Below are 22,885 nucleotides of genomic sequence, written 5' to 3'. Positions count from 1 at the left end.
CGACCGTCGCGCGTACCCCACAGCCGGGAAAACCCGGTGAAACCGGAAGATCTCGCCCGCGGAGGTCAGTGCCCCGCGCCCGCGGATCGGCGTCGCCTCGGCAGCACGTGCAGGACCGCGACGACGACGGCGCCCACGACGAGACCGACGACGGCCGAGGCCAGCGTCCCGACGAGCCAGGAGAGGAACGGGCCGATCACGGCGACGTCGTGCACGGCGTGCTCGAGGTGGTGCACCACGTCGAAGGGAGCGTGCCAGCCGAGCTCGTCGAGCCCGGCCAGCAGGATGTGCCCGCCCACCCACAGCATCGCGACGATGCCGACCGTGGACAGCACCGCGAGCACCCGCGGCATCGCGTTCACGAGGGCGCGGCCCGTCGCGGCGGTGGCTCCGTGGCTGGTGCGGGCGAGGCGCAGGCCGATGTCGTCCATCTTCACGATGAGCGCCACGACGCCGTAGACCAGCGCGGTGATCACGAGCGCGACGACCGCGAGGATGATCGCGCGCGACACGAGCGGCTCGTCGGCCACCTCGTTGAGCGCGATGACCATGATCTCGGCCGACAGGATGAAGTCCGTGCGGATCGCGCTGCTCACCATGCGCGTCTCGACCTGCGTCGCACTCTCGACCGGCTCAGCACTCTCCACCGGGTCGGCACTCTCGAGCGGCTCGGCACTCTCAACCGGCGCGGCAGCGGCGTCCGCAGCCGCTGCGGCTTCCTCGGCCGCCTCGCGCGCCACGACCGGCTCGTCGTGGTGCCCGCCGGAGATCGCCTCCCACAGCTTCTCGGCACCCTCGAACGCGAGGTAGGTACCGCCCACCATGAGGATCGGCGTGAGCAGCCACGGCAGGAACTGACTGAGCAGCAGCGCGCCGGGCAGGATGAACAGCAGCTTGTTGCGCAGCGAGCCCCGCGCGATCTTCCAGATGATCGGCAGCTCACGTGCGGGCGTCACGCCCTCCACGTAGCGCGGGGTGACCGCGGTGTCGTCGACGACGACCCCGGCCGCCTTCACGCTCGCTCGCCCGGCGGCCGCGCCGACGTCGTCGACCGAGGCCGCCGCGAGCTTCGCCAGCGCTGCGATGTCGTCCAGGAGCGCCGCCAGACCGCCCGCCATCTACCGCCCTCGTCCCCGCTCGCACCGCTCCTCGACCATGTCGCCGCCATCCTGCCCTCTGCAAGCACCCACGCGCACACCCGCCCACCCCCGCCACCCGCGCAGCACCACCGCCGCCCATCACGCGCCGGCCGACGGCGCCCAGGGACAAGCCCAGGATGGGTGCAGAGATCGATGCAGGTCCCGGCGGGTGGGCCCGCCGAACCCTGCACCCATGCCTGCATCCACGTCGATACCGGGGGCGGAGGGAGCTGAGGGGGCGGAGGGGCGGAGGGAGCGGAGCGGCGCGGAGCGGGCAGGCCGCCTCGGGTGGGGACACCTGGACAGACCGGGCCACGGCCCGCCACCCGCGCAGCACCACCGCCGCCCATCACGCGCCGACCGACGCCGCCAGGGACAAGCCCGGGATGGATGCAGAGATCGATGCAGATCCCGGCGGGCAGGCCCGCCGAACCCTGCACCCATGTCTGCATCCACGTCGATGCCGGGGCGGGGCAGCGCCGGGGCGGGGCAGCGCCGGGGCGGGGCAGCGCGGGAGGCGGGGGCGGCGCGGGCGGCGGGGGCGGCGCGGGCGGCGCGGGGGGCGGGGGGAGGGTCAGACGACGCGGCGGACGCGGGACTCCGTGGGGCGCAGGGGGGCGGGGGCCCAGCGCATCGCTGCCTCGACGCGGCGGTTGCGGGCGGAGTCGTCGCGCGCGAGGCCCAGCTTGTCGAAGACGGCGCTCACGGCTCCCTCGACGGTCTTGGGGCTGAGCGACAGCTCGCGCGCGATGCCGGCGTTCGACAGGCCGCGCGCGAGCAGCGCGTGCACGGCGCGTTCGGTGCGCGTCATCCGCGGTACGACGACGTTGCCCGGGCGCAGCGCGGCGACGACGGCAGCGGCGTCGCAGTCCTCGTCGAGCGCGATGACGTGCAAGCGTCCGCGACGGACGGGATGGCCGTGCGCGACGAGGGTGGCTGCCGGCACGGGCGCGTCGGCGTCGTCGGGGACGAGGACCACGAGGTCGGCGCCGGCGCGCAGGTACGTGGTGATGTCGTCGAGCAGGGACTCGATCGCGCCGTCCGCGATCAGCACGAGCGCGACGTGCGGGGGCAGCGGAGGCGGGGGAGCCGACTCGGCGACGACCTCGACGCCGAGCGCCCGCAGTTGCACGGCGACGCCGTGGCGCACCAGCGGCGGCCCTCCTGTGACCGCGACGAGCAGAGGCTCGGCGCCCTCGCCCGTCGCACGCTGCTCGTCCACGCCCGGCTCCTTGTCGCCAGCAGTTCGCCGCGCCACTCGCCCGGTCCATCTTTCACCCGAACGGGCGAGCACCGCACCCCCGTGCGCCGATCTCCGTCACGGCATCGATCACCCGGAAGGAGCACCCGCGGGACGGCGACGGACATCGTCGGGCACGTTCGTCGGAAATACCCTAGGGGGGTATGGTGTTGAGGACACCGAACGAGGAGGCAGCCCGTGCACGGTTACACGCCCGACAAGGACGACTACCTGAAGCGACTGCGCCGCATCGAGGGTCAGGTGCGCGGCATCGCGCGGATGGTCGAGGAGGACACGTACTGCATCGACGTCCTCACGCAGATCGCGGCCGTGACCAAGGCGTTGCAGGCGGTGAGCATCGGCCTGGTGGAGGACCACCTGGGCCACTGCGTCGTCGACGCCGCCCGCCAGTCCCCGGAGGCCGGCGCAGCGAAGGTCAAGGAGGCGTCCGACGCCATCGCGCGGCTCGTCCGCAGCTGAACACCCACCGATCCCACGTCCAGGAGGACACCATGAGCCAGACCACCACGTTCGGCGTCGACGGCATGACCTGCGGCCACTGCGTCCAGCACGTCACGACCGAGCTGCAGGCGATCCCCGGCGTGACGGACGTCGCGATCGACCTGGTCGTCGGCGGCTCGTCGCAGGTCCGCGTGACCTCGGACGCCGCGCTTCCCGACGAGGCCGTCTCCGCAGCCGTCGACGAGGCCGGCTACGCCCTGACCCCGCGCAGGTCGCTGCTGTGACCGACCCGGACACCCGCACGGAAGACCTCGCCGGTGCCGGCGCGGCACCGCTCGTCGTCGACCTCGCGATCGAGGGGATGACGTGCGCGTCGTGCGTCGCGCGCGTCGAGAAGCGGCTGCAGCGGCTGCCCGGCGTGACCGCGACGGTCAACCTGCCGCTCGAGTCGGCGCACGTCGTCGTGCAGGACCCCGCCGTGACCCCCGACGACCTGGTCCGCGCGGTCGAGGCGGCGGGCTACGGCGCGCGTCCGACGAGCCCGCTCGGCTCGCCCCCGGCGCGGACGCACCAGCACGCGCCCGACAAGCAGGCGACGGCCGGGCACGCGACGGCCGGGCACGCGACCGACGAGCACGCGACCGCCGGGCACGCGCCCGACGAGCACGCGACCGCCGGGCACGCGCCCGACGAGCACGCGACCGCCGGGCACACGTCCGCCGGGCACACGTCCGCCGGGCACACGTCCGACGAGCACGACGAGCGCGCGATGATCGAACACGCCTTGTCGGGGCATGCGATGGCGCCCGGGCACGTGATGTCCGACGACGCGGCGACGACCGGGGAGGACACGTCAGCACCCGTCGACGCGCGCGGGCGCGACCTGCGCCGACGGCTGGCGGTCGCAACCGTCCTGACGGTGCCGGTGGTGCTGCTGTCGATGGTCCCGGCGCTGCAGTTCCGCGGCTGGCAGTGGGTGGCTGCCGCGCTCGCGCTGCCCGTCGCGACGTGGGCGGCCTGGCCGTTCCACCGCGCGGCGGCCCGCGCGGCGCGGCACGGCGCATCCACGATGGACACGCTCGTCTCGATCGGCATCGTCGCGGCGACGGGCTGGTCCCTGTGGGCGCTGCTGCTGGGTGGCGCGGGCGAGCTCGGTGCGACGATGACGCCCACGCTGTGGCCCCGCGGCGCCCACGAGGGCGCCATGCCGGAGCTCTACTTCGAGGTCGCGGCGGTCGTGACCACGTTCCTGCTCGCGGGCCGGTACGCGGAGCACCGCGCCCGGCGCAGGGCCGGTGATGCGCTGCGCGCGCTGCTGGACCTCGGCGCCAAGGACGTCGCGCTCGTCGTCGTCGGACCGGACGGGCGACGCTCCGAGCAGCGCGTGCCGGTCGAGCGGCTAGCGGTGGGCGACGAGTTCGTCGTGCGACCCGGGGAGAAGGTCGCGACCGACGGCGTCGTGATGTCGGGTACGTCGGCGCTGGACACGTCGCTGCTCACGGGCGAGCCCGTGCCGGTGGACGTCGGCCCCGGCGACGAGGTGGTCGGCGCGACGGTCAACAGCGGGGGCAGCCTCGTCGTGCGCGCGACGCGCATCGGCGCCGACACCCGGCTGGCGCAGATCGGGCGGCTCGTGGCCGCCGCGCAGACCGGCAAGGCGCCCGTGCAACGGCTCGCGGACCGGATCTCGGCGGTGTTCGTGCCGGTGGTGCTGGTGCTCGCGGCCGGCACGCTCGCGACGTGGCTGCTCTCGGGCGCCGACGCCCAGACCGCGTTCACGGCGGCCGTCGCGGTGCTGATCATCGCGTGCCCGTGCGCGCTGGGGCTCGCGACGCCGACGGCGTTGCTGGTCGGCACCGGGCGCGGCGCGCAGCTCGGCATCCTCATCAAGGGCCCCGAGGTGCTCGAGCGCACGCGCGCGATCGACACCGTGGTGCTCGACAAGACGGGTACGGTCACCGCCGGCCGCATGGAACTGACGGACGTCCTGCTCCCGGCGGGTATCTCCGACGAGACCGCCGCACGCCGGGACGCGCTGCGCCTGGCCGCCGCGGTGGAACGCCGGGCGGAGCACCCCGTCGCCGCCGCGATCGTCCAGGCCGCGGAGGCCGACCCGGCCTCGGCGGCAGGGGCCGACGGCGTCGGGGGCGACGGCGTGCCGATCGGGTCCGACGAGGTGTTCGACTTCCGGGCCGAGGCCGGCCGGGGCGTCGTCGGCGTCGTGCGCACGGCGCACGCGGGGCTCGGGATGGGTCGGCGCGTGCTCGTCGGACGGCTCGGCTGGCTCGACGAGCAGGGCGTGGACACCGCGTCGCTGCGCGCCTCGGTCGCCGACGCCGAGGGTCAGGGCGGCACGGCCGTCGTCGTCGCGTGGGACGGCGTCGCGCGCGCGGTGCTCGTCGTTCGCGACCCGGTCAAGGACACGTCCGCGCTCGCGCTCGATGAGCTGCGCGCGCTCGGTCTGCGCCCCGTGCTGCTCACGGGCGACAACCCCGGCGCGGCCCGCGCGGTCGCCCGCGAGGTCGGCATCCCCGACGAGGACGTGATCGCCCGGGTCATGCCGGAGGACAAGGTCGCGGTCGTCGAGCGGCTGCGCGCGCAGGGCCGGACCGTGGCGATGGTCGGCGACGGCGTGAACGACGCCGCCGCGCTCGCGAGCGCGGACCTCGGCCTCGCGATGGGGACGGGGACCGACGTGGCGATCGAGGCCTCCGACGTGACGCTCGTGCGCGGCGACCTGCGCTCCGCGCCGCAGGCGGTGCGGCTGTCGCGCGCGACGCTGCGGATCATCCGGCAGAACCTGTTCTGGGCCTTCGCGTACAACGTCGCGGCGATCCCGCTGGCGGCGCTCGGCCTGCTCAACCCCATGATCGCGGGCGCTGCGATGGCGTTCTCGTCCGTGCTGGTGGTGACGAACAGCCTGCGCCTGCGCGCCTTCGACCGCTGACCCGCCGGGCTGGCCCGATTCCCGAATAAGTGATATCACTTTCGGTATCGCGCCCGCATCGGCGGCGCCCGTCCTTGGAGGTCCCGATGCCTGACACACCCCCGCAGCAGTCCGCAGGTGGCGACCCCGCGGGCCGTCCCGTGGGCCACGACGGGGCGCGGGTGGACGTGGAGGAGCGTGCCGCCTGGTCCACCGGTGCGGGTGGGGCGTCGCTCATGCTGCTCGTCGGCCTGGGTCTCTTCGTCGGCTCGTTCGTGCTGTTCGCCGAGGCGGACTCGACGGGCGACGGTGCGTACGGGGCGCTGGGTGTCGTCGTCCTGATCGTCGGGCTGCTCAGCTTCACCGGGCTCACGGTGCTCAGTCCCGGACAGACGAAGGTGGTGCAGCTGTTCGGCCGCTACCTCGGGACGATCCGCCGCACCGGCTTCGTGCTCACCGTCCCGTTCACGACGAAGAAGCGCGTGTCGGTGCGCGTCCGGAACTTCGAGACGAGCGAGCTCAAGGTCAACGACGCCGACGGCAACCCGATCAACATCGCCGCGATCGTCGTGTGGCAGGTCGCGGACACGGCCAAGGCGACGTTCGCCGTGGAGGACTACGTCGACTTCGTGCGGGTCCAGTCGGAGTCCGCGCTGCGGCACGTCGCGATGTCCCACCCGTACGACCACCCCGACGACGGCGAGCAGTCGCTGCGCGGCGCGACCGACGTCGTCTCGGCGGAGATCGCCACCGAGGTCGCGGCGCGCGTCGTCATCGCCGGCATCGAGGTCATCGAGTCCCGCATCTCCAACCTGGCCTACGCGCCCGAGATCGCCCAGGCGATGCTGCAGCGCCAGCAGGCGGGCGCGATCATCGCGGCTCGCGAGCGGATCGTCGAGGGCGCCGTCACGATGGTCGAGAGCGCACTGTCGCGTCTCGAGGCGGACGGCGTCGTCACGCTCGACGACGAGCGGCGCGCGGCGATGGTGTCCAACCTCCTCGTCGTGCTCTGCGGCGAGAGCCGAGCGACGCCGGTGGTGAACACCGGCTCGCTCTACACGTGACCGAGCAGCCCACCAACGACCCGGCGCTCGCACGTCGCGAGCGCCGGTCGCTGCTGCTGCGCCTCGACCCGTCCATCCACGACGCACTCGCGCGCTGGGCGGCCGACGACCTGCGTTCCGTCAACGCCCAGATCGACCTGCTGCTGCGTCGTGCGCTGCTCGAGGCCGGCCGCCTCCCCGCGGATGCGGCGCCCTCGCCCCGGCGCGGGCGCCCGCCGCGATCGGTCGAGCCGCGCTCAGTCGAGACCGAGCGTCACGAGCCAGGAACCGGGGATCAGCGCGTACCCGACGAACACGGTGATGTCCATGAGCGTGTGCGCGACGACGAGCGGCATGACGCGCCGTGAGCGTTGGTAGTACCAGGCGAACACGACGCCCATCACGACGTTCCCGATGAACGCGCCCCAGCCCTGGTAGAGGTGGTACGAACCGCGCAGCAGCGCGCTCGCGGCGATGATCGCGGGCGCGCTCCACCGCAGCTCGCGCAGCCGCTCGGAGAGGTAGCCGACCGCGACGACCTCCTCGAGCAGGCCGTTCTTGAGCGCCAGCGCGATGAGGAGCGGGATGGTCCACCAGTGGTCGGTCAGACCGCTGGCCTGCACCTGGACGGTGATGCCGAGCGCGCGCCCCACCGCGTACAGCCCGAGCCCGGGCAGGCCGATCAGCGCCGCCAGGCCCACGCCGACGCCGAGGTCGCGCCACGGGCGGGCGAACGTCAGGCCGATGCGCCGCGTCGCGGACCGGCCGCTCGCCGAGAGCAGGTACAGCGCGAGCGCCACGGGAAGCAGCGCGAACCCGATCGCGAGCACCTGGTAGATGACGTCGAGCCAGGGCCGGGCGTTGATCGTCGGGTTGAGCGTCGTGCTCTGGTCACCGAGCGGCGGTCCCGCGGTCAGCCGGTCGAGCATCGCGACGAGCGCGTACACGCCGGAGCGTCCGAGCGAGAGGCCCAGGACGATCCAGATCTCCACGGTGAGCCGCCGCCGCACCGCGCGCTCGTCGGGCGCGGGTGCGGCGGCGGGCCGCTCGTCGGTCATGCGGGGAGAGTAGGTCAGCTCGCTGTGCGGGGCCTCAGGAGGCCGACAGGTCCTTGCCCAACGACCGCGCCGCGATTCCGGTCACGATCGCCAGCACGCCCGCGACCAGCGCGAACAGGCCGATGAGGACCATGACGAACGTGACCGACGACTGCGGGTTGAGGACCAGCAGGAGGCCGATCACCAGGTTCACGAGGCCGAAGCCGAGCGCGAGGATCCACGTGTAGTCGTCGCGCTTGTGCAGCGCGATCGAGCCGATCACGCCGACGACGCCGAGCACCAGGATCCAGCCCGCGACGAGGTAGAAGATCACGCGAGCCGTCGGGTGCGGCCAGACCATCACCACGATGCCCAGCCCGATCACCAGCAGACCGCCGAGGATCTGCCACCACATCGCGCCCTTGGGTCGGTCGATCAGCGCCTGCAGCACCATCAGGACGCCGTCGACGACGGCGAAGATGCCGACGAGCCACACGAGCGCGGTGACCGTCTCGAGGGGGTGCAGGAGCATCAGGATGCCGAGCGCGATCAGCACGATCCCGCGCAGGACGGGAAGCCACCAGATCGCTCGCAGCTGCTTACCGGTCTCGACCACGAGGTCGTCCGTCATCGTCGTTCTCCTTCGTCACCTCGACGCTGGGTGCGTCCGTGTCGTCACGGTATCGCCTCGCGTGCGCGGTACCGCTCACCGTCCTCGGGGCTCGCCGGGTGGCGACCACAACCTGCGCCGACGCTCGCTGCCTACACTCGCGGGTATGTCCCCGCCGCGTCGTGTCCCGGCCGAGCCCGCCGGGCCGGCGGAGGTCGCGTCGGGCGACGACACCACGCTCGCGCCGGGCGGGATCTCGACCGGCGCGTCGGACGACCTCACGACCGGTCCGACGAACGAGGGCGACCCGACGCCGGCGCGGGCCACCGACGACGAGCCCGCCGCCGACCAGCCCGCCGCCGACCAGCGGTCCGCACGCGAGCTCGAGGCGGGCCGGATCGTCGTCGACGACCTGCCGACGGTGCGCGTGCACCACCCCAGCGACCTGCTCGGCGCGGTGGTCGCGCTGCTCGGCATCGTTCTCGTCATCGTGCTCGCGACCTACGCGCAGCACACCACGACGGGTGTCGCGGAGGACGTGCAGGGCTTCGCCGAGCTGCTGCAGCGGATCCTGCTGGTGCCGGTGCAGGTGCTGCTCGCGGTGGTCACGCTCGTCGTGCCGCTCGCGGTGCTCACCGAGCTCGCGCTGCGCCGGCTCGGACGCCAGCTCATCGAGGTGCTGATCGCCTCGGTCGCGGCCCTGGTCCTGAACGTCGCGATCGCGTTCATGATCCACGAGCTCGGGTCCGACGAGCTGGTCACGGGACTGTCGCTACGCGGCGAGCTGTCCCTGCCGGCCTACATCGCGATGCTCTCCGCGCTGCTCACCGTCGCAGGCCCCCGTTCGCGCCGCCGCACCGTGACGTGGTCGTGGAACCTGATGTGGTTCACGATCGGCGTCCTGCTGATCACCGCCAGCGTCTCGCTGCCGGGAGTGGCGGTCAGCCTGCTGGTGGGCCGCGTCGTGGGGCTCGTCGTGAAGTACCTGTCCGGCGTGCGCTCCGAACGCGCGTACGGCGCGAGCCTGGTCGACGGCGTGCGCCGCGCCGGGTTCGAGCCCGTGCGGCTGCGTCGCGTGCCGACGGACGACCCGGCCGACGAGGTCCCCGACGGCGACCAGGCGGTGCGGGCGCTCGTCGCATCCTCCGGGTACCGGGCCTACGAGCTGGACACTGTCGACGGCCGCCGACTCGACGTCGTCGTGATCGACGGCGACCGACAGGTCGCGGGCATGGTCTCGCGCGTGTGGCGGTCGCTGCGGCTGCGCGGGCTGGAGGGTCGGTCCGTCACGTCGCTGCGTCAGACGGCCGAGCGGGCCGCCCTGCTCTCCTACGCCGTCGAGGCCGCCGGCACCCGGACACCCGAGCTGCTCGCGGTGGCCGAGGAGCAGGACTCGATGCTCCTGGTGCACACGCACCCCGGGGCGGCGGTACCGCTGTCGCGACTCGCTCCCGACGACCTCACCGACGACCTCCTGCACGACATCTGGACCCAGCTGCGACGGGCGCACCGCGCCGGCATCTCGCACCGCGCGCTGACGTCGGACACCGTGCTGGTGGACCTGGTCGGCACCGGCGCCGACCGGGTGTGGCTCGTCGGATGGGGCAGCGGGTACGTCGCGTCGACCGAGCTGACCCGGCGCATGGACGTCGCCCAGCTCCTCGCGGTCCTGGCGCTGCGGGTCGGCGCGCAGCGCGCCCTCGCCTCGGCGGCCGACTCGCTGTCCGAGGACGACGTCGCGCAGATCGGCCCGCTCCTGCAGTCGATCACGCTGCCGCGCGAGACCCGCACCGAGCTGCGCACGAACAAGCGCGTGCTCAACGACCTGCGCACCGAGCTCGTCGCCCGGATCCCGCAGGCGGACGTCGAGCCGCAGCAGCTGGTCCGGTTCGGCGCGCGCACCGTGCTGACGATCGTCGTGCCGATCATCGCGGTGCTGTTCGTCGTGACCCGCATCAACATCGACGAGATCTCCAGCGCGCTCGCCGAGAGCGACTGGCGCTGGACGGCGCTGGCCTTCGCGCTGGGGCTGCTCACGATCGTCGGCGCGGCCGTCGCGCTCATCGCGTTCGCCCCGGTGCGGCTGCCGGTCGTGCGCACGCACCTGGTGCAGTCCGCCGCGAGCTTCGTCGCGCTCGCGGCGCCCGCCGGTCTCGGCCCGGCCGCGCTCAACATGCGCATGCTCACCAAGCGCGGCGTGTCCACGCCGCTCGCGGCCGCCACGGTCGCGGTGGTCCAGGTGAGCCAGTTCACCGTCACGATCATCATGCTGGTGCTGCTGTCGCTGGTCTCCGGCGGCGAGGAGTCGTCGCTGCCGATCTCGCCCGCGGTCCTCGTCGTGATCGCCGCCGTCGGCGCGCTCGTCGGGCTCGCGCTGCTCATCCCACGGGTGCGGGCCGAGGTGCTCAAGCGGATCATGCCGACGCTGCGCCAGACGTGGCCGCGCCTGGTCGACATGATCGGCAAGCCGTGGCGCCTCGCGCTCGCCGTCGCCGGCAACCTCACGATGACGCTCGGGTTCGTGCTCGCGTTCGACGCGTGCCTGCACGCGTTCGGCCAGGAGGCGAGCCTCATCCAGGTCGCGATCGTCTACCTCGCGGGCAACACCGCCGGCGCGATGGTCCCGACCCCCGGCGGCATGGGTGCGATCGAGGTCGCGCTGGCGGCGTCGCTGACGGCGGTCACGGGCATCAACGCCGGTGTCGCGACGTCGGTCGCGGTGCTCTTCCGCGTCGTCACCTACTGGGTGCGCATCCCGATCGGCTGGCTCGCGATGCGTCATCTGCAGCGCGTCGGCGAGCTGTAGGCGCGCTCGTCGGACACGACAGCTCGTCGGGCACGACAGCTCGTCGGACACGACGAAGGCCGGCCCGGACGCGGACGTCCGGACCGGCCTTCGGCCATGCGTTGTCAGGCGCTTCGTCAGGCGAGCGCCTTCGCCTTCAGCGTCGCGAACTCGTTGGCGTCGATCGCGCCCGAGTCCAGGAGCGCCTTGGCGTCGGCGATCTGCTCGGCCGCCGACTTGGAGCCGGCGACGGAGCGGATGTAGCTGTCGGTGTCGGCCTTCGCCTGCTGCATCGACGCGGCCTGGCGCTCGGCCATGCCGGTGCCCCGCGCGATCACGTAGACGAGCGCCGTGAGGAACGGGAAGACGATGAGGAAGACGATCCAGACCGCCTTGAGCCATCCACTCGTGGCCGAGTCGCGGAACAGATCACCGAGGATCTGGAACAGGATGACGAGGTAGGCGAAGAACAGGAACCACCACAGGAGGATGAGTACCCAGTGCCAGAAGTCCATGCGTGCGCGACCTTCCTGAGACGCAGGCCGGTCTGGAGACCGACCCGTATGGATGCAGAGGCTAGCGCGCCGCGACCGGACGGTGAATGCCGATCCCACCGTCGCGTCCCGCGCACCAGCCTCCTGAGCACGTCGGACGGGTCATGGACCGGACGGGGTCTCTCGGGATCCCGCCGGAGACGACGAAGCCGCCGCAACCGGTGACCGGTGCGACGGCTTCGATGTGGCGGCCCGCCGTCAGGCGGCGTGCTCGCGCTGCAGGGGCACCATCGCTCCGCTGCCCCGGACCGCAGCCGCCGTTGCCCAAGCCTGGGCGCGTGCGACGAAGGAGGGGGAAGAGGTGATCGGGGTCGCCGATGCGGATTCGCTGGGGAAGCCCGTCTGGTCCATGTGACCGTCCCGTCTGTTCGGTAGCCCGGCTGACCGTCGTGGGTCCCGTGGCTTTGCGTCCCCTCCTCGCGGAGGGTTTGCCGTTTCGCTGACAGGACCGACAGTAACCCGCCTACCCATCCCGGGCCAAGCGCCTGTAGCGGGAGAAATACGACATCGCCGAATTTCACCCGTTCGGCCTAGAGAGCGTTCTCCCCGTTCGACCCGGGCTCGAACTGGTCACGTGTCCGATTTCGGGCGGCCCGCCGGGCGTGAACCCGGCGAAGGCCATGTCGTCCTCGTCGGCCATCACGTTCGAGAACCGCAGCCCGGGCGCCGGCCAGGTGCACGCTCCACCCGTCACCACGACTCGCGCCACGGCACGGCACGGCACGGCACGGCACCTAGGCGCCGCCGAGGTTGCGCGCGGCTTCGAGGAACTCCTCGAGGAGCGGGCCGGCGGTCGTCGAGCCGTACTCGCCCTCGTCGACGAAGACGGCGACGGCGAGGTCGCCCTGCACCGCGATGATCCACGCGTGGTTGCGCAGGTCGTCGACAGGCCCGAACTGCGCCGTGCCGGTCTTGGCCAGCGTCGCCACGGGCTCGTCGGCGAGGAACGACGCACCGCCCTCGCTCACCACCGCGCCCATGAGCTCGCGCAGCGCGGCGGCCTCCTGGTCGGTGAGTGGCAGCTGCGGGCGCGCGCTCGTCGACGACGCGGGGTCGGCCGCCGTGGCGTCGTCGGACTCGTCGCCGGACTCCGTGCCCGCACCCTCGTCGGACCCGTCGTCGTCCGCGGAACCGGTCCCGACGACGAGGCGCGGCGTGACCGTGGCGCCACGCGCGACCGACGCCGCCACGACCGCCATCCCGAGCGGCGACGCCAGCACGCGCCCCTGCCCGATGAGCGTGGCCGCGTGGTCCGTACCGTCCGACTCGGCGGGCACCGCCCCCAGGAACGCGGGGTATCCGAGCGCGGTCTCGGCCGTGAGTCCCAGCGAGGCGGCCGCGTCGAGGATCGCGTCCTGGCCGACCTCCTCGCGCAGCGAGATGAAGGCGGTGTTGCACGAGTTCGCGAACGCGGTGCGCAGCGACACCTCGCCGAGCCGGTCGGCGGGGTAGTCGGGGAAGTTGTCGAACGCGCGCCCGTCCACGACGGCCTGCGCGGGGCACTGCACCGTGGACTCGGGCGACAGCCCCGCCCGCAGCAGCGCGAGCGCGCTGACGACCTTGAACGTCGACCCGGGCGCGTACTGGCCGAGCGTCGCCGTGGACATCCCGTCGCCGCCGGGTCCGCTCGCCGCCGCGAGCACGTTGCCGCTCGACGGCTGGATCGCCACCAGCGCGGACGCCGGCCCGACGCCCGCGAGCACCTGCTCCCCCGCGGTCTGCAGGTCGGCGTCGAGCGTCAGGCGCAACGGCGTCCCCGCGACCGCGTCCACGGTGAACAGGCTGCGCACCGGGCCGCCGTCGCTCGTGGCCTGCACCGACAGGCCGGGGCGGCCGCGCAGCTGCTCGTCGTACTGGCGCTCGAGACCCGACAGCCCCGTGAGGTCACCCGCCGCGACGTCGCCGCCGGAGTCGTCGATGATCTCCGCGGTCGCCTCGCCGACCGTGCCGAGGATCGCACGCGCGAACGTGCGCGTCGGCGCGAGCGGGAGCTCCGCCGCGATCGCGTTGACACCGTCCATCGCGGACAGCTCCGCGACGTCGTAGGCGGGGTCGCCGTCGCGCACGACGATCGCCTCGACGAACGCCTTGTCCCCCGCCGCCGCGACCCGTGCGGCATATGCGTCGGGGTCGAGCCCGAGCGCGGTCGCGAGCGCGGTGGCCGCCGCCGGCGCGTCCGCGGCCTCGACGCGCGTCTTGTCGATCCCGATCCGGTGCACCGGACGGGCCTCGACGAGCACCTCGTCGCCCGCACCCAGCACGTTCGCACGCGGTGCGCTCTCGCGCACGACCCGCAGCACCTCGTCCGCGACGAGATCCGGCGCGAGGATCGCGGGCCGCCACTGCGCGCGCCACTCGTCGTCCGTGCGCTCGAGGTGCGCGGTGGTCACGTACTCCCACTCGTCGCCCTCGACGTCCGGGTCCAGGTCCCAGGAGTACGCGAGCGAGACCGTCGCGGCCGCCTCGTCGTCGGGATCGGTGCTCACCTCGCGCACCGTGACGTCCACCTCGCGGTCGCCCATGCCCGCGTACGCGGCAGTGCGCGCCTCCGCGGCCGCCGCCGCGGTCGTCGTGCCGACGAGCTCGACGTTCTCGAACGTGCCCGTGCGCAGCGCGCTCGCCAGGTCCGCCGCCGCCTCGTCGGGTCCGGGAGGCGAGTCCGTGCACGCGCCCGCGAGCGCTGCGGACGCGCCGATGACCGCAGCACCCAGCCAGGCCCGTCGTCGCACCGATCCCCCTCGTCCACCGCGGATCTCGGCCCGCGGAACGATCCGTCCCATCAGGACGCACGCGTCACCCTACCGACACGTGGCGTTCATGTGGCCGGACCTCCGGACCGTTCGGCCCGACGACCCCGGCCGGCGCTCCTGTCTCGCGGTGGACGACGCCGAGGCCCAGCCGGATCAGGCCGACCCGCGACGCCGGTCCGTGCGGGCTCAGCGCTCGAGACGCCGCTCGAGCGCGGTGCGCACGTCGGGCCACTCCGCGGCGACGATCGAGTAGTACGCGGTGTCCCGCACACCGCCGTCGGTCGCCGGCGTGTGCGCACGACGCACCCCCTCGAACTGTGCGCCGAGGCGCTCGATCGCGGCGCGCGAGCGAGCGTTTCGCGCATCGGTCTTCAGCGTCACGCGCAGGCCACGCCAGGTGTCGAGCACGAGCGCGAGCAGCAGGAGCTTGCACTCGGTGTTGACCGGGGTGCGCTGCGCGTCCGCGGCGTACCAGGTGCTGCCGATCTCCGCGACGGTCGGCGGGTGCTCGTCGTCGGGCACGGGCCCCGTGTCCCCCGCCACGCGCGGCCAGGTGAACACGTCGAGGTCCAGCAGGCTCGTGCTCCCGACGACCGTGTCGTCGGACAGCCGGCGCACCGCGAACGGCACCGCCCGGCCCGCGCGTTCCTTGCTCATCGCGAGGTCGATGTACGCCCGGGCCCCGTCGAGCCCGTCCGGCACGGTGGTGAACGCGTACGAGCTGCGGTCCCGCGCCGCAGCGGCCGCAAGGCCCTCGGCGTGCTCCTGGCGCAGCCTCTCGAGCTGCACGTACCGGCCGGTCAGCACCATCGGTCGACTCAGAGGCACACCATTCACAGGCGCATCCTGCCCGACCCGCAACCCCCCTCGTCCCCCGCGTCCACGCCGCACCCCGTCCCGCCGCTGCGCCCGCACCGGCGCCCCGCCGCCCCCCGACCACGGACCCCCAACCACCCACGGACACCCCCAGCGTCGACGGACCCCGCCACAGAGCGGTCCGACGACGCTGCAGCAGTCCGTCGACGCGGCAGGGGGCCGGCGGCGGTCTGGGGGTCGGCAGGCGAGCGGCGACAGGTGGCGTGACGCTCGGAGGGCCGAGCCGGCAGGACGTCACCCCGCGACTACGGACCCCTCAAACATCCACGGACACCTCCAGCGTCGACGGACCCCGCCATAGAGCGGTCCGACGACGCTGGGGGTGTCCGTCGACGCGGCAGCAGTCCGTCGACGCGGCAGCAGTCCGGCGACGCGGCAGCAGTCCGGCGACGCGGCAGGGGCTGGCGACGCCGCAGGGGGCTGGCGATGTGGCAGGGGCCGGTGGCGGGTGAGGGGAGTGTGGGGTGGGGACTTTGGTGCGGATGGCCGGGCCGGGGGGCCCGGCCATCCGCCTGGGGGGTGGGTCAGGGGGTGGTGAAGACGAACTGGGAGCCGGGCTCCTTGAAGATGTCACCGTCACGCGAGCTGGTGATCGTGGTGCCCGTGATGGTCGCGTTGCCGCGGGCGCCGGACATCGCGAGGATGCCGGACCCGTTGTTCGACCTGTCGATCCGGACGTTCGAGATCACGACGTTCGGCATGTTGCCGCCGCCGTTCTTGAACTGGATGCCGTCGTAGGTGGAGTCGAAGACGTCCGTGTCGCGGATCGTGACCCCGGTGATGTCCAGCGTGGACGGGAACAGCGTGATCGCGCCGAACTCCTGGTCCTCGTTCCAGAACGCGCCGCCCGTGCGGTAGAGCGCGTTGTTGGCGATCAGCGTGGTCCCGCCGAACGGCAGCGGGGAGTGGTCGGTCGCCAGCATGATGCCGGGGTAGTTCATGGTGTCGGACACGATGTTGTTCTCGATCGAGTTGTCGCGGCCGCCGTAGATCGCGATGCCGTTGGCCCGCCACGGCAGCGCCACCGTGTTGTTCACGAAGTGGTTGTCGTGGGCGTTGTCCACCGCGGTGTCCTTGACGTAGGGGTTGGCCCAGATCGCCAGGGAGTCGTCGCCCGTGGTGCGGAACGACGAGTTGTACACCGACGAGTTGCGTGTGCCGTTGGAGAAGTTGATGCCGTCCGCGTAGGTGTCACGGATGCGCATCCCGGTGAACGTCAGTCCGTCCGCCGGTCCCCACAGCTCGGGGATGTTGGAGTAGTCGCGGCCCACCCAGACGGCGACGTTCGCGTGCTCGATCCAGACGTTGCTGATCTTGGTCCCGGTGCCGAAGCGACCGTTGAGGCCCACGCCACCCTCCTGCTGGGCGTTGTTGCCGCGGATGCGGCCCGAGCCGAAGATCGCGATGTCGGAGATCTGCACGTTCTTGTCGATGTCGAACCCGAAGTTGCCCTCGTGCGGGTGGTTGATCGTGTTCGCGTCCTGCGGCTCGATCAGCGAGTACAGCTGTGAGTACCACATGCCCGCGCCACGGATCGTGGTGTCGGAGATGCCCACCTGGTTGTAGTTGCCGCGGTTGAGCGGGTCGTCGGTGAGGATCTTCTTCTCCTGGCGCCACTGGCCGGCCGGGATCCAGACGCACGGGATCTGCCCGTTCTGGTCCGCCGTCACGGCCGCCTGGATGGCGGTCGAGTCGTCGATGCCGTCGTTCGGCACGGCGCCGTACTGCGTGATCGAGACGCACTGGGAGGGCTTGGCCAGCGGGTCCGCCACCTGCTCGAGGTCGACGAGGTCGACGTAGTAGAACTCGGCGTCGTCGCCGGCGTCCTTCTGCAGCCGGAACGTGGTGCCCACCGGGTAGGACTGTGCGAGCAGCGCGTGCGACTCGTCGAAGAGGCGTCGGGCGTCGCCGCCCGGCGTGTTCGTCAGACCCTCGGGATCGTCGGACGTGCCGTAGAGCCATGCGTGCTTCGACGAAAGCGTGAGCTTCTGCACGAACTGACCGTTCGCGTAGAGGCTGAGCGTCGCCTCGCGGCCCTTGCCGTCCGCCGAGTCCGGGATCGAGCTGCGCACGACGACGGAGTTCGTCTGCACGGTCGACGTGAACTGGACGTACTGGCCCTGCGAGGAGAGGCGCACCGACGCGCGGCCCGAGGACTCGGTGCCGAAGTTGGTGTGCCCGAACGTCCGCAGCGCGTCGGCCTGCACGAGCGTGCCCGTGTAGGTGCCGGCCTCCGCCTCGTACGTCGTGAACGGCACCGCGGCACCGCGTCCGACGACGACCGCGAGGGTGCCGGTGTTGTTCGTCTCGTTCGTCTCGGCGACGACGCCCGCGGAGTCGGCCGTGGCCGTGGCGGTCACGCCGCCGGCGACGGCGGTCCAGGTCCCGCCGATCGCGACCGTCGCACTGGCCCCCGCCGCGAGCGCCGGGGTGGCGCCCGTGAGCGTGGCGCCGCCCGCGACGACCTTCGTCGTCGTAGCCGCCGCCGGGCTCGTGCCCCGGTTGCGGACCGTCACCGTGAAGGACACGGCCTGGCCGGGCGACGGGTTCGACGGGGTGGCGGCCACCGTCGTGACGACGAGGTCGGGCCCCGGCGTCTCGGCCACGACGAGCGGGACGGTACGGCTGTTGTTCGCCTCGTCGCGCTCGGTGACGGTGCCTCCCGCGTCGGCACGCGCGACGAGCGTGTACGTGCCGGCCGGGCGGGTGCCGAGGTTCGCCGTGACGGTGGCCGACGAGCCCGCGGCGATCGCCGGGACGTCGACCGTGGCGACGGACGTGCCGTCGACCGTCGCCACGAGGGTGGTGGCCGGGGCGGCGAGGTTGCCGGTGTTCGCCACGACGACGGTCGCGGTGGTGGCGGTGCCCTCGACCGGGGCGGCCGGGCTCGTCGTGACGGACGAGACCGTCAGGTCCGGTGCGGGCGCGAGCGTGCCCCACACCTGCAGCTCGGACACCTGGCCGTTGGTCGCGCCGGTGTTCGCCGTGAGCACGAGGCGGACGTCGGTGGCGGTTCCGCTCAGCGGGATCGTCACCTTGTTGCCGGTGGCGTTGGAGAACGCGTACGCCGCCGACGGCACGGCGGTGGTGAAGGTGCCGTTGCCGTTGGCCGTCTCGACCGCGAAGGTCTGCGTGCGCGGACCCCACGCGTCGACGGGCGGCAGCGTCACGACGACCCGCTGGAGCATGGCGGGGGCGGCGAGTGCGACGGCAAGACGGCTCGGGTACTGACCGGACGCACCCTCCCAGTACGTGCCGGTGTCGCCGTCGACGGCGTTGCCGGGCGCGAACTGCCACTCCTGCGACGAGGCGGTGGCCGGCCGGCCGGCCGAGAGGTTGACCGCCGGGTCGGTGCTGTCGCTGGTGACCGTCATGGACGCCGTGGCGCCGTTGTTGGTCTCGTCGGACTCGGCGACCGTACCCGCGGCGTCCGCGGTGGCGGACAGCGCGTAGGTGCCGGCGGCGCGGGCGCCGGCCGCGAAGGTGACGGTGCTCGTCGCACCCGCCGCGAGCGCACCGACCGGAGCCGTGCCGGCCTGCGTGCCCCCCACCGAGAACGCGACGTTCGTCGCGGTCGAGGCGGCGGTCCCTGCGTTGCGGACGGTCGCCGACAGCGTGATGGCCTGGCTGCTCGTCGGCGCGGCCGGCGAAGCCGTCAGGGCCGAGATCTGCAGGTCAGGGCGCTGCTGGACCGGGTCGGCGGAGACCGTGACCGAGGTGCTCGCCGAGTTGTTCGTCTCGACCGCCTCGGTGAGGGTGCCGGCCGGGTCGACGGTGACCGTGACCGGGTAGCTGCCCGCGGCGCGCGGCGACGCGGTGACGGTGACGGTGGTCGAGGCGCCGATCGCGAGCGCGCCGACGTTCGCCGTGCCGACGGACTGGCCGCCGATCGCGAACGAGGCTGTCGTGGCCGGGCTGGCCGCCACACCGATGTTCCGGATCGTCGCCGTGAGCGTGAGGCTCGACGACGGCGTCGGCGCGGCGGGGCTGACGGTCAGGCCGCCGGCCTGGAGGTCAGGCAGGTCCTGCGACACCGCGGACCCGAAGACCTGCAGCTCCGCGACCTGGGCGCCCGGGGCGCCGGTGTTCGCGGTCGCCTGCAGGCGCACCTGGTTGACGGTGCCGCTCACGGGCACGGTGACCTGGTTGCCTGTCGCGGGCGAGAACGCGTACGCGGCGGACGGCGCGAGCGTCGTCCACGCGCCGGTCCCGGTGCGGCCGAGGACCGCGAAGGTCTGCGTGCGCGGGCCCCAGGCCTGGTCCGGGTTCAGCCGCACGACGACGGACGAGAGGCCGGCCGTCTGCGCGAGCGTCACGTCGAGGGTCGTCGGGTACTGTCCGCCGCCACCCTCCCAGTAGGTGCCCGCGTTGCCGTCCACCGCGTTCGAGGCGACGTACGTCTGGGTCGACGACGACGCGACGACGGGCCGGCCCTGGGCGAGGTTGGTGCCCGGATCGGGGTTGCTCGACGTGCCCAGGACCTCGAGCTCGGAGAGCTGCGCGGCGGGCCAGCCGTTGTTGGCGCTGACCTGCACCCGGACGTAGCGCACGGACGAGTCGGTGACGTCGGCCGTGACGAGGTTCGAGGCGGCCTGGTCGAACCGGTAGGACTGCTGCGCGCGCAGGGTCGTGAAGGTCGAGCCGTTGGTGGAGCCCTGGACCAGGACGGTCTGGTCGCGTGAACCCCACGACGCGGGGAGCCGCATCGCGACGTCGGTCACGGTCTGCGCGGTGCCGAGGTCGACCTGCACCCACTGCGGGAAGGTGCTGCCGGCCGATTCCCAGTAGCTGGACTGGTTCCCGTCGGTGACGTTGGCGGACACGTAGCCGCCGTTGCTGGAGCTCGCCGTCGTCGGCTTGCCCGCCGACAGCAGGACCGTCGCCGCCTGGGCGGGTGCGGTCAGGACGATGCCGAGCGGGACCACGACGGCGGCTGCCGTCAGGGCCACGATCGTGCGCGTGGGACGCCTTCTCATGTGCTTCCTCGTTCTCCCGCCGGGCGGGGATGGGGGAGCACCCGTGGTGCGGTTGTCCCGCTGCGCGCCGGCTGGCGCGGACCGGGACCCGAGTGCGACGTGGTGTGGTGCGGTGTTCGCGGTCTTGGACTTGCGACCTGCGCACTACTTTGTGCGGACTGCTCGTCGGATACTTGCGAACGTGAGCAGGACGATACGGACTGATCGGCCGGCGGTCAACGGCCCGTGCGGCGGCCGCGTTCCGGCTGCAGCTCGAGCCGGAGCGTCACGACGTCGCCGACCTCCACGTCCTCCGCGCGGCGCGCGGCAAGCTTGAGCGGCACCAGGTACCCGCCGTCCTTGGGCCACAGCGACGTCTCCCAGACCGTCGCCCCCATGCGCAGCCGGACCGGGATCATGCCCCAGCCGTAGGTGACCATCGAGGCCACGTCGTGGATCTCGTCGGCCTGCGTCGGCGGCACCGTGACGAAGTGGTGCGGCGCCGGACCGCGCCAGTACCAGACCTCGCCGGTGATCTCGAGCTCCATCGGGCGATGATCGCGCACCGCCGTTCGAAGCGCAGCCGTTCGATGCGCACCGCCGTTCGATGCGCATCGGTGACGCCCGGCCGCGATGATGGAGTCATGACGAGGGGGATGAGCGGTCGGCTGCTGGTGGCGACGCCACGCCTCGTCGACCCCCACTTCCATCGCACCGTCGTGCTCCTTCTCGACCACGGGCCCGACGGCGCGCTCGGTGTGGTGCTCAACCGGATACTGCCCGTGGCGGTGGACTCGGTGCTCCCCGGCTGGCAGGAGGTCACGAGCTCCCCCGGCGGGCTGTTCCAGGGCGGACCCGTCGGGCTCGACGGAGCGATCGGGGTCGCGGTCGGGGTCGCGGTCGGCGGCGGGCTCACGACGGTGGATCCGATGGCCGGGCCGTTCGGTCTCGTCGACCTGGACTCCGACCCCGACGAGCTCGTCGGGAAGGTCGACGGGCTGCGGATCTTCGCGGGGCACGCCGGCTGGTCGGGCGGGCAGCTCGAGGAGGAGCTCGACGAGCGCGCGTGGTTCGTCGTGGACGCCGAGCCGGCCGACGCGTACACCCCCGAGCCGGATACGCTCTGGCGCCGCGTGCTGCGTCGGCAGGGTGGCGAGCTCGCGATCGTCGCGAACTACCCGCCCGACATCTCGATGAACTGACACGTCCGACGAACGCGCCCGACGAACGTGCCCGACGACCCGGCAGGAGCCCATGGACTGGCTGCACGACGCCTGGACGACGATCACGACGCCGAACCCGGTGCCGACCACCCCGGCGATGCTGCTCACGGCCGGGGTCGCCGTCGTCCTGCTCGTCGTGCCGTGGCTGTGGCACCTCTCGCGGCACGGGCTGACGATCGTGCACGAGGCGGGACACGCGGGCGTCGCGCTGCTCGTCGGCCGGCAGGTCGCCGGCATCCGGGTGCACGCCGACACGTCGGGGCTCACTCTCTCGCGCGGGCGTCCGCGCGGCCCCGGCATGGTCGCGACCGCGTTCGCGGGTTACCCGGCGCCCGCGGTCGTCGGCGTCGGCGCGGCGTGGCTGCTCGCGCGCGGGTACGACGTCGCGCTGCTGTGGTCGCTGCTCGTGCTCGTCGTGCTGGTGCTCGCCGCGATCCGCAACTGGTACGGGCTGTGGGCCGTGCTGGTGGCGCTCGCGGTGCTGGTCGCCGTGACGCTGTGGGCGCCGCCGGTGTGGCAGACCGCGTTCGCGTGCGTCGTCACGTGGTTCTTCCTGTTCGGCGCCCCGCGGGCCGTGGTGGAGATGCAGGCGCAGCGACGCGACGCGCGACGTGCCGGGCGTCGCAGCACGTCGGACGCGGACCTCCTGGGCGGGCTCACGCACACCCCCGGCGGGTTGTGGGTCGCGATCCTGGGCCTGGTGACCGTCGGCGCGCTCGCGCTGGGCGCCGCGTGGCTCGTCGGGCTGTCGCTCCTCTGAGAGCGTCACCTGAACGGGTGTCCGGGACCAACGTCCGTAGGGCCGCAGTGCCTCGAGGCGCAGTGTGAACCCGTGCGGACAATGGCTGTCGGTACGGACGGTGCGCGATGAGCAGGACCTACGCGACCCTCCGCGACGAGGTGCTCACCGGGATGGGCGAGCTGACCGGTCGTCACCCCGCCGTGCTGCGGGAGATCGTCGGGCGTCGGCGCCCGCAGCGCTCGTCCCCGGCGTCGTCGTCCCCGCCGTCCGCGGGGGTGCGCGAGCTGATCGTGCTCGGCGTCGCGATCGCCGTGCGGTGTGACGGGTGCGTGGACTGCCACGTGCAGGCCGCGCTCGACGCGGGCGCGACGCCGGCGGAGATCGCCGAGACGGTCGACGTCGCGATCCGGCTCGGGGACGGGTCCGCCGTGGTCTGCGGCGTCGAGGCGCTGGAGGCGCTCGCGCGTCTGGCGCGGCGCAGCGCGTAGCGGCTCCGGGCGGGTCGTTCGTCGGGCGGGTCGTTCGTCGGGCGGCACGACGATC

At 73.0% G+C, this 22,885-nt stretch carries 17 protein-coding genes and 1 riboswitch; of the genes, 8 read left to right on the top strand and 9 right to left on the bottom strand.

From position 1 onward, the window contains the following. Positions 1–65 precede the first annotated feature (65 nt). Both CCO02nite_RS13315 and CCO02nite_RS13305 read right to left on the bottom strand, forming a co-directional pair. Complete coding sequence (locus tag CCO02nite_RS13315; RefSeq protein ID WP_146843640.1) at positions 66–1,118, bottom strand: DUF808 domain-containing protein; 1,053 nt, start codon at positions 1,116–1,118, stop codon at positions 66–68. 595 nt (positions 1,119–1,713) lie between these two features. Further along, positions 1,714–2,361, bottom strand: a complete 648-nt coding sequence (locus CCO02nite_RS13305) for a helix-turn-helix transcriptional regulator (protein WP_146843639.1) — start codon at positions 2,359–2,361, stop codon at positions 1,714–1,716. Between the two features lie 216 nt (positions 2,362–2,577). On the opposite strand from CCO02nite_RS13305, the gene CCO02nite_RS13300 reads away from it, so the two are divergent. The 4 genes from CCO02nite_RS13300 (at position 2,578) to CCO02nite_RS13285 (ending at position 6,831) form a co-directional block, all read left to right on the top strand. After that, positions 2,578–2,859, top strand: a complete 282-nt coding sequence (locus CCO02nite_RS13300) for a metal-sensitive transcriptional regulator (RefSeq protein WP_146843638.1) — start codon at positions 2,578–2,580, stop codon at positions 2,857–2,859. A 32-nt stretch (positions 2,860–2,891) separates the two neighbouring features. Continuing rightward, positions 2,892–3,125 (top strand): heavy-metal-associated domain-containing protein, encoded by a 234-nt coding sequence (locus CCO02nite_RS13295; protein ID WP_146843637.1) that lies wholly within the window; start codon positions 2,892–2,894, stop codon positions 3,123–3,125. A 77-nt stretch (positions 3,126–3,202) separates the two neighbouring features. After that, complete coding sequence (locus tag CCO02nite_RS13290) at positions 3,203–5,788, top strand: heavy metal translocating P-type ATPase (RefSeq protein WP_146843718.1); 2,586 nt, start codon at positions 3,203–3,205, stop codon at positions 5,786–5,788. Between the two features lie 86 nt (positions 5,789–5,874). After that, positions 5,875–6,831, top strand: coding sequence for an SPFH domain-containing protein (locus tag CCO02nite_RS13285; protein ID WP_146843636.1), 957 nt, complete (start codon positions 5,875–5,877; stop codon positions 6,829–6,831). Positions 6,832–7,067: 236 nt separating this feature from the next. Here CCO02nite_RS13285 and CCO02nite_RS13275 read toward each other — a convergent pair whose 3' ends face one another. Both CCO02nite_RS13275 and CCO02nite_RS13270 read right to left on the bottom strand, forming a co-directional pair. Then, a complete protein-coding gene (locus CCO02nite_RS13275) occupies positions 7,068–7,868 on the bottom strand; it encodes a CPBP family intramembrane glutamic endopeptidase (RefSeq protein WP_146843635.1) in 801 nt (266 codons plus the stop codon). 34 nt (positions 7,869–7,902) lie between these two features. Then, on the bottom strand, positions 7,903–8,478 hold the full coding sequence (locus CCO02nite_RS13270; protein WP_146843634.1) for an HdeD family acid-resistance protein: 576 nt from the start codon (positions 8,476–8,478) through the stop codon (positions 7,903–7,905). 145 nt (positions 8,479–8,623) lie between these two features. Between CCO02nite_RS13270 and CCO02nite_RS13265 the strand changes: the two genes are divergently transcribed. Further along, a complete protein-coding gene (locus CCO02nite_RS13265; protein WP_146843633.1) occupies positions 8,624–11,263 on the top strand; it encodes a lysylphosphatidylglycerol synthase transmembrane domain-containing protein in 2,640 nt (879 codons plus the stop codon). 116 nt (positions 11,264–11,379) lie between these two features. On the opposite strand, the gene CCO02nite_RS13260 is transcribed toward CCO02nite_RS13265, so the two are convergent. From CCO02nite_RS13260 to CCO02nite_RS13240, 5 genes are all read right to left on the bottom strand, one after another. Next, positions 11,380–11,757, bottom strand: coding sequence for an SHOCT domain-containing protein (locus tag CCO02nite_RS13260; RefSeq protein WP_146843632.1), 378 nt, complete (start codon positions 11,755–11,757; stop codon positions 11,380–11,382). A 406-nt stretch (positions 11,758–12,163) separates the two neighbouring features. Continuing rightward, a riboswitch (cyclic di-GMP riboswitch) is annotated at positions 12,164–12,239 on the bottom strand. A gap of 291 nt (positions 12,240–12,530) precedes the next feature. Then, the gene (locus CCO02nite_RS13255) at positions 12,531–14,525 is read right to left on the bottom strand and encodes a penicillin-binding transpeptidase domain-containing protein (RefSeq protein WP_246117545.1); all 1,995 of its coding nucleotides are present in this window, start codon (positions 14,523–14,525) and stop codon (positions 12,531–12,533) included. Between the two features lie 207 nt (positions 14,526–14,732). Continuing rightward, on the bottom strand, positions 14,733–15,383 hold the full coding sequence (locus CCO02nite_RS13250) for a GNAT family N-acetyltransferase (RefSeq protein WP_222593207.1): 651 nt from the start codon (positions 15,381–15,383) through the stop codon (positions 14,733–14,735). A gap of 563 nt (positions 15,384–15,946) precedes the next feature. Beyond that, positions 15,947–20,398 (bottom strand): CARDB domain-containing protein, encoded by a 4,452-nt coding sequence (locus CCO02nite_RS13245; protein ID WP_146843630.1) that lies wholly within the window; start codon positions 20,396–20,398, stop codon positions 15,947–15,949. A 215-nt stretch (positions 20,399–20,613) separates the two neighbouring features. Next, positions 20,614–20,925 (bottom strand): DUF1905 domain-containing protein, encoded by a 312-nt coding sequence (locus CCO02nite_RS13240; RefSeq protein ID WP_146843629.1) that lies wholly within the window; start codon positions 20,923–20,925, stop codon positions 20,614–20,616. A gap of 96 nt (positions 20,926–21,021) precedes the next feature. Here CCO02nite_RS13240 and CCO02nite_RS13235 point away from each other — a divergent pair, with 96 nt between their 5' ends. The 3 genes from CCO02nite_RS13235 to CCO02nite_RS13225 all read left to right on the top strand — a co-directional run bounded on the left by CCO02nite_RS13235 (position 21,022) and on the right by CCO02nite_RS13225 (position 22,830). After that, positions 21,022–21,579, top strand: coding sequence for a YqgE/AlgH family protein (locus tag CCO02nite_RS13235; RefSeq protein ID WP_146843628.1), 558 nt, complete (start codon positions 21,022–21,024; stop codon positions 21,577–21,579). A 52-nt stretch (positions 21,580–21,631) separates the two neighbouring features. Then, a complete protein-coding gene (locus tag CCO02nite_RS13230; RefSeq protein WP_146843627.1) occupies positions 21,632–22,360 on the top strand; it encodes a M50 family metallopeptidase in 729 nt (242 codons plus the stop codon). Between the two features lie 107 nt (positions 22,361–22,467). Then, on the top strand, positions 22,468–22,830 hold the full coding sequence (locus CCO02nite_RS13225; RefSeq protein ID WP_146843626.1) for a carboxymuconolactone decarboxylase family protein: 363 nt from the start codon (positions 22,468–22,470) through the stop codon (positions 22,828–22,830). Positions 22,831–22,885 lie beyond the last annotated feature (55 nt).

Origin of the sequence: Cellulomonas composti (assembly GCF_007990245.1) — a bacterium.
In the GTDB taxonomy this organism is placed as follows: Bacteria; Actinomycetota; Actinomycetes; order Actinomycetales; family Cellulomonadaceae; genus Cellulomonas; species Cellulomonas composti.
Note: the sequence above shows the minus strand (reverse complement) of the source record. Positions and strands in the feature narration are given on the sequence as shown.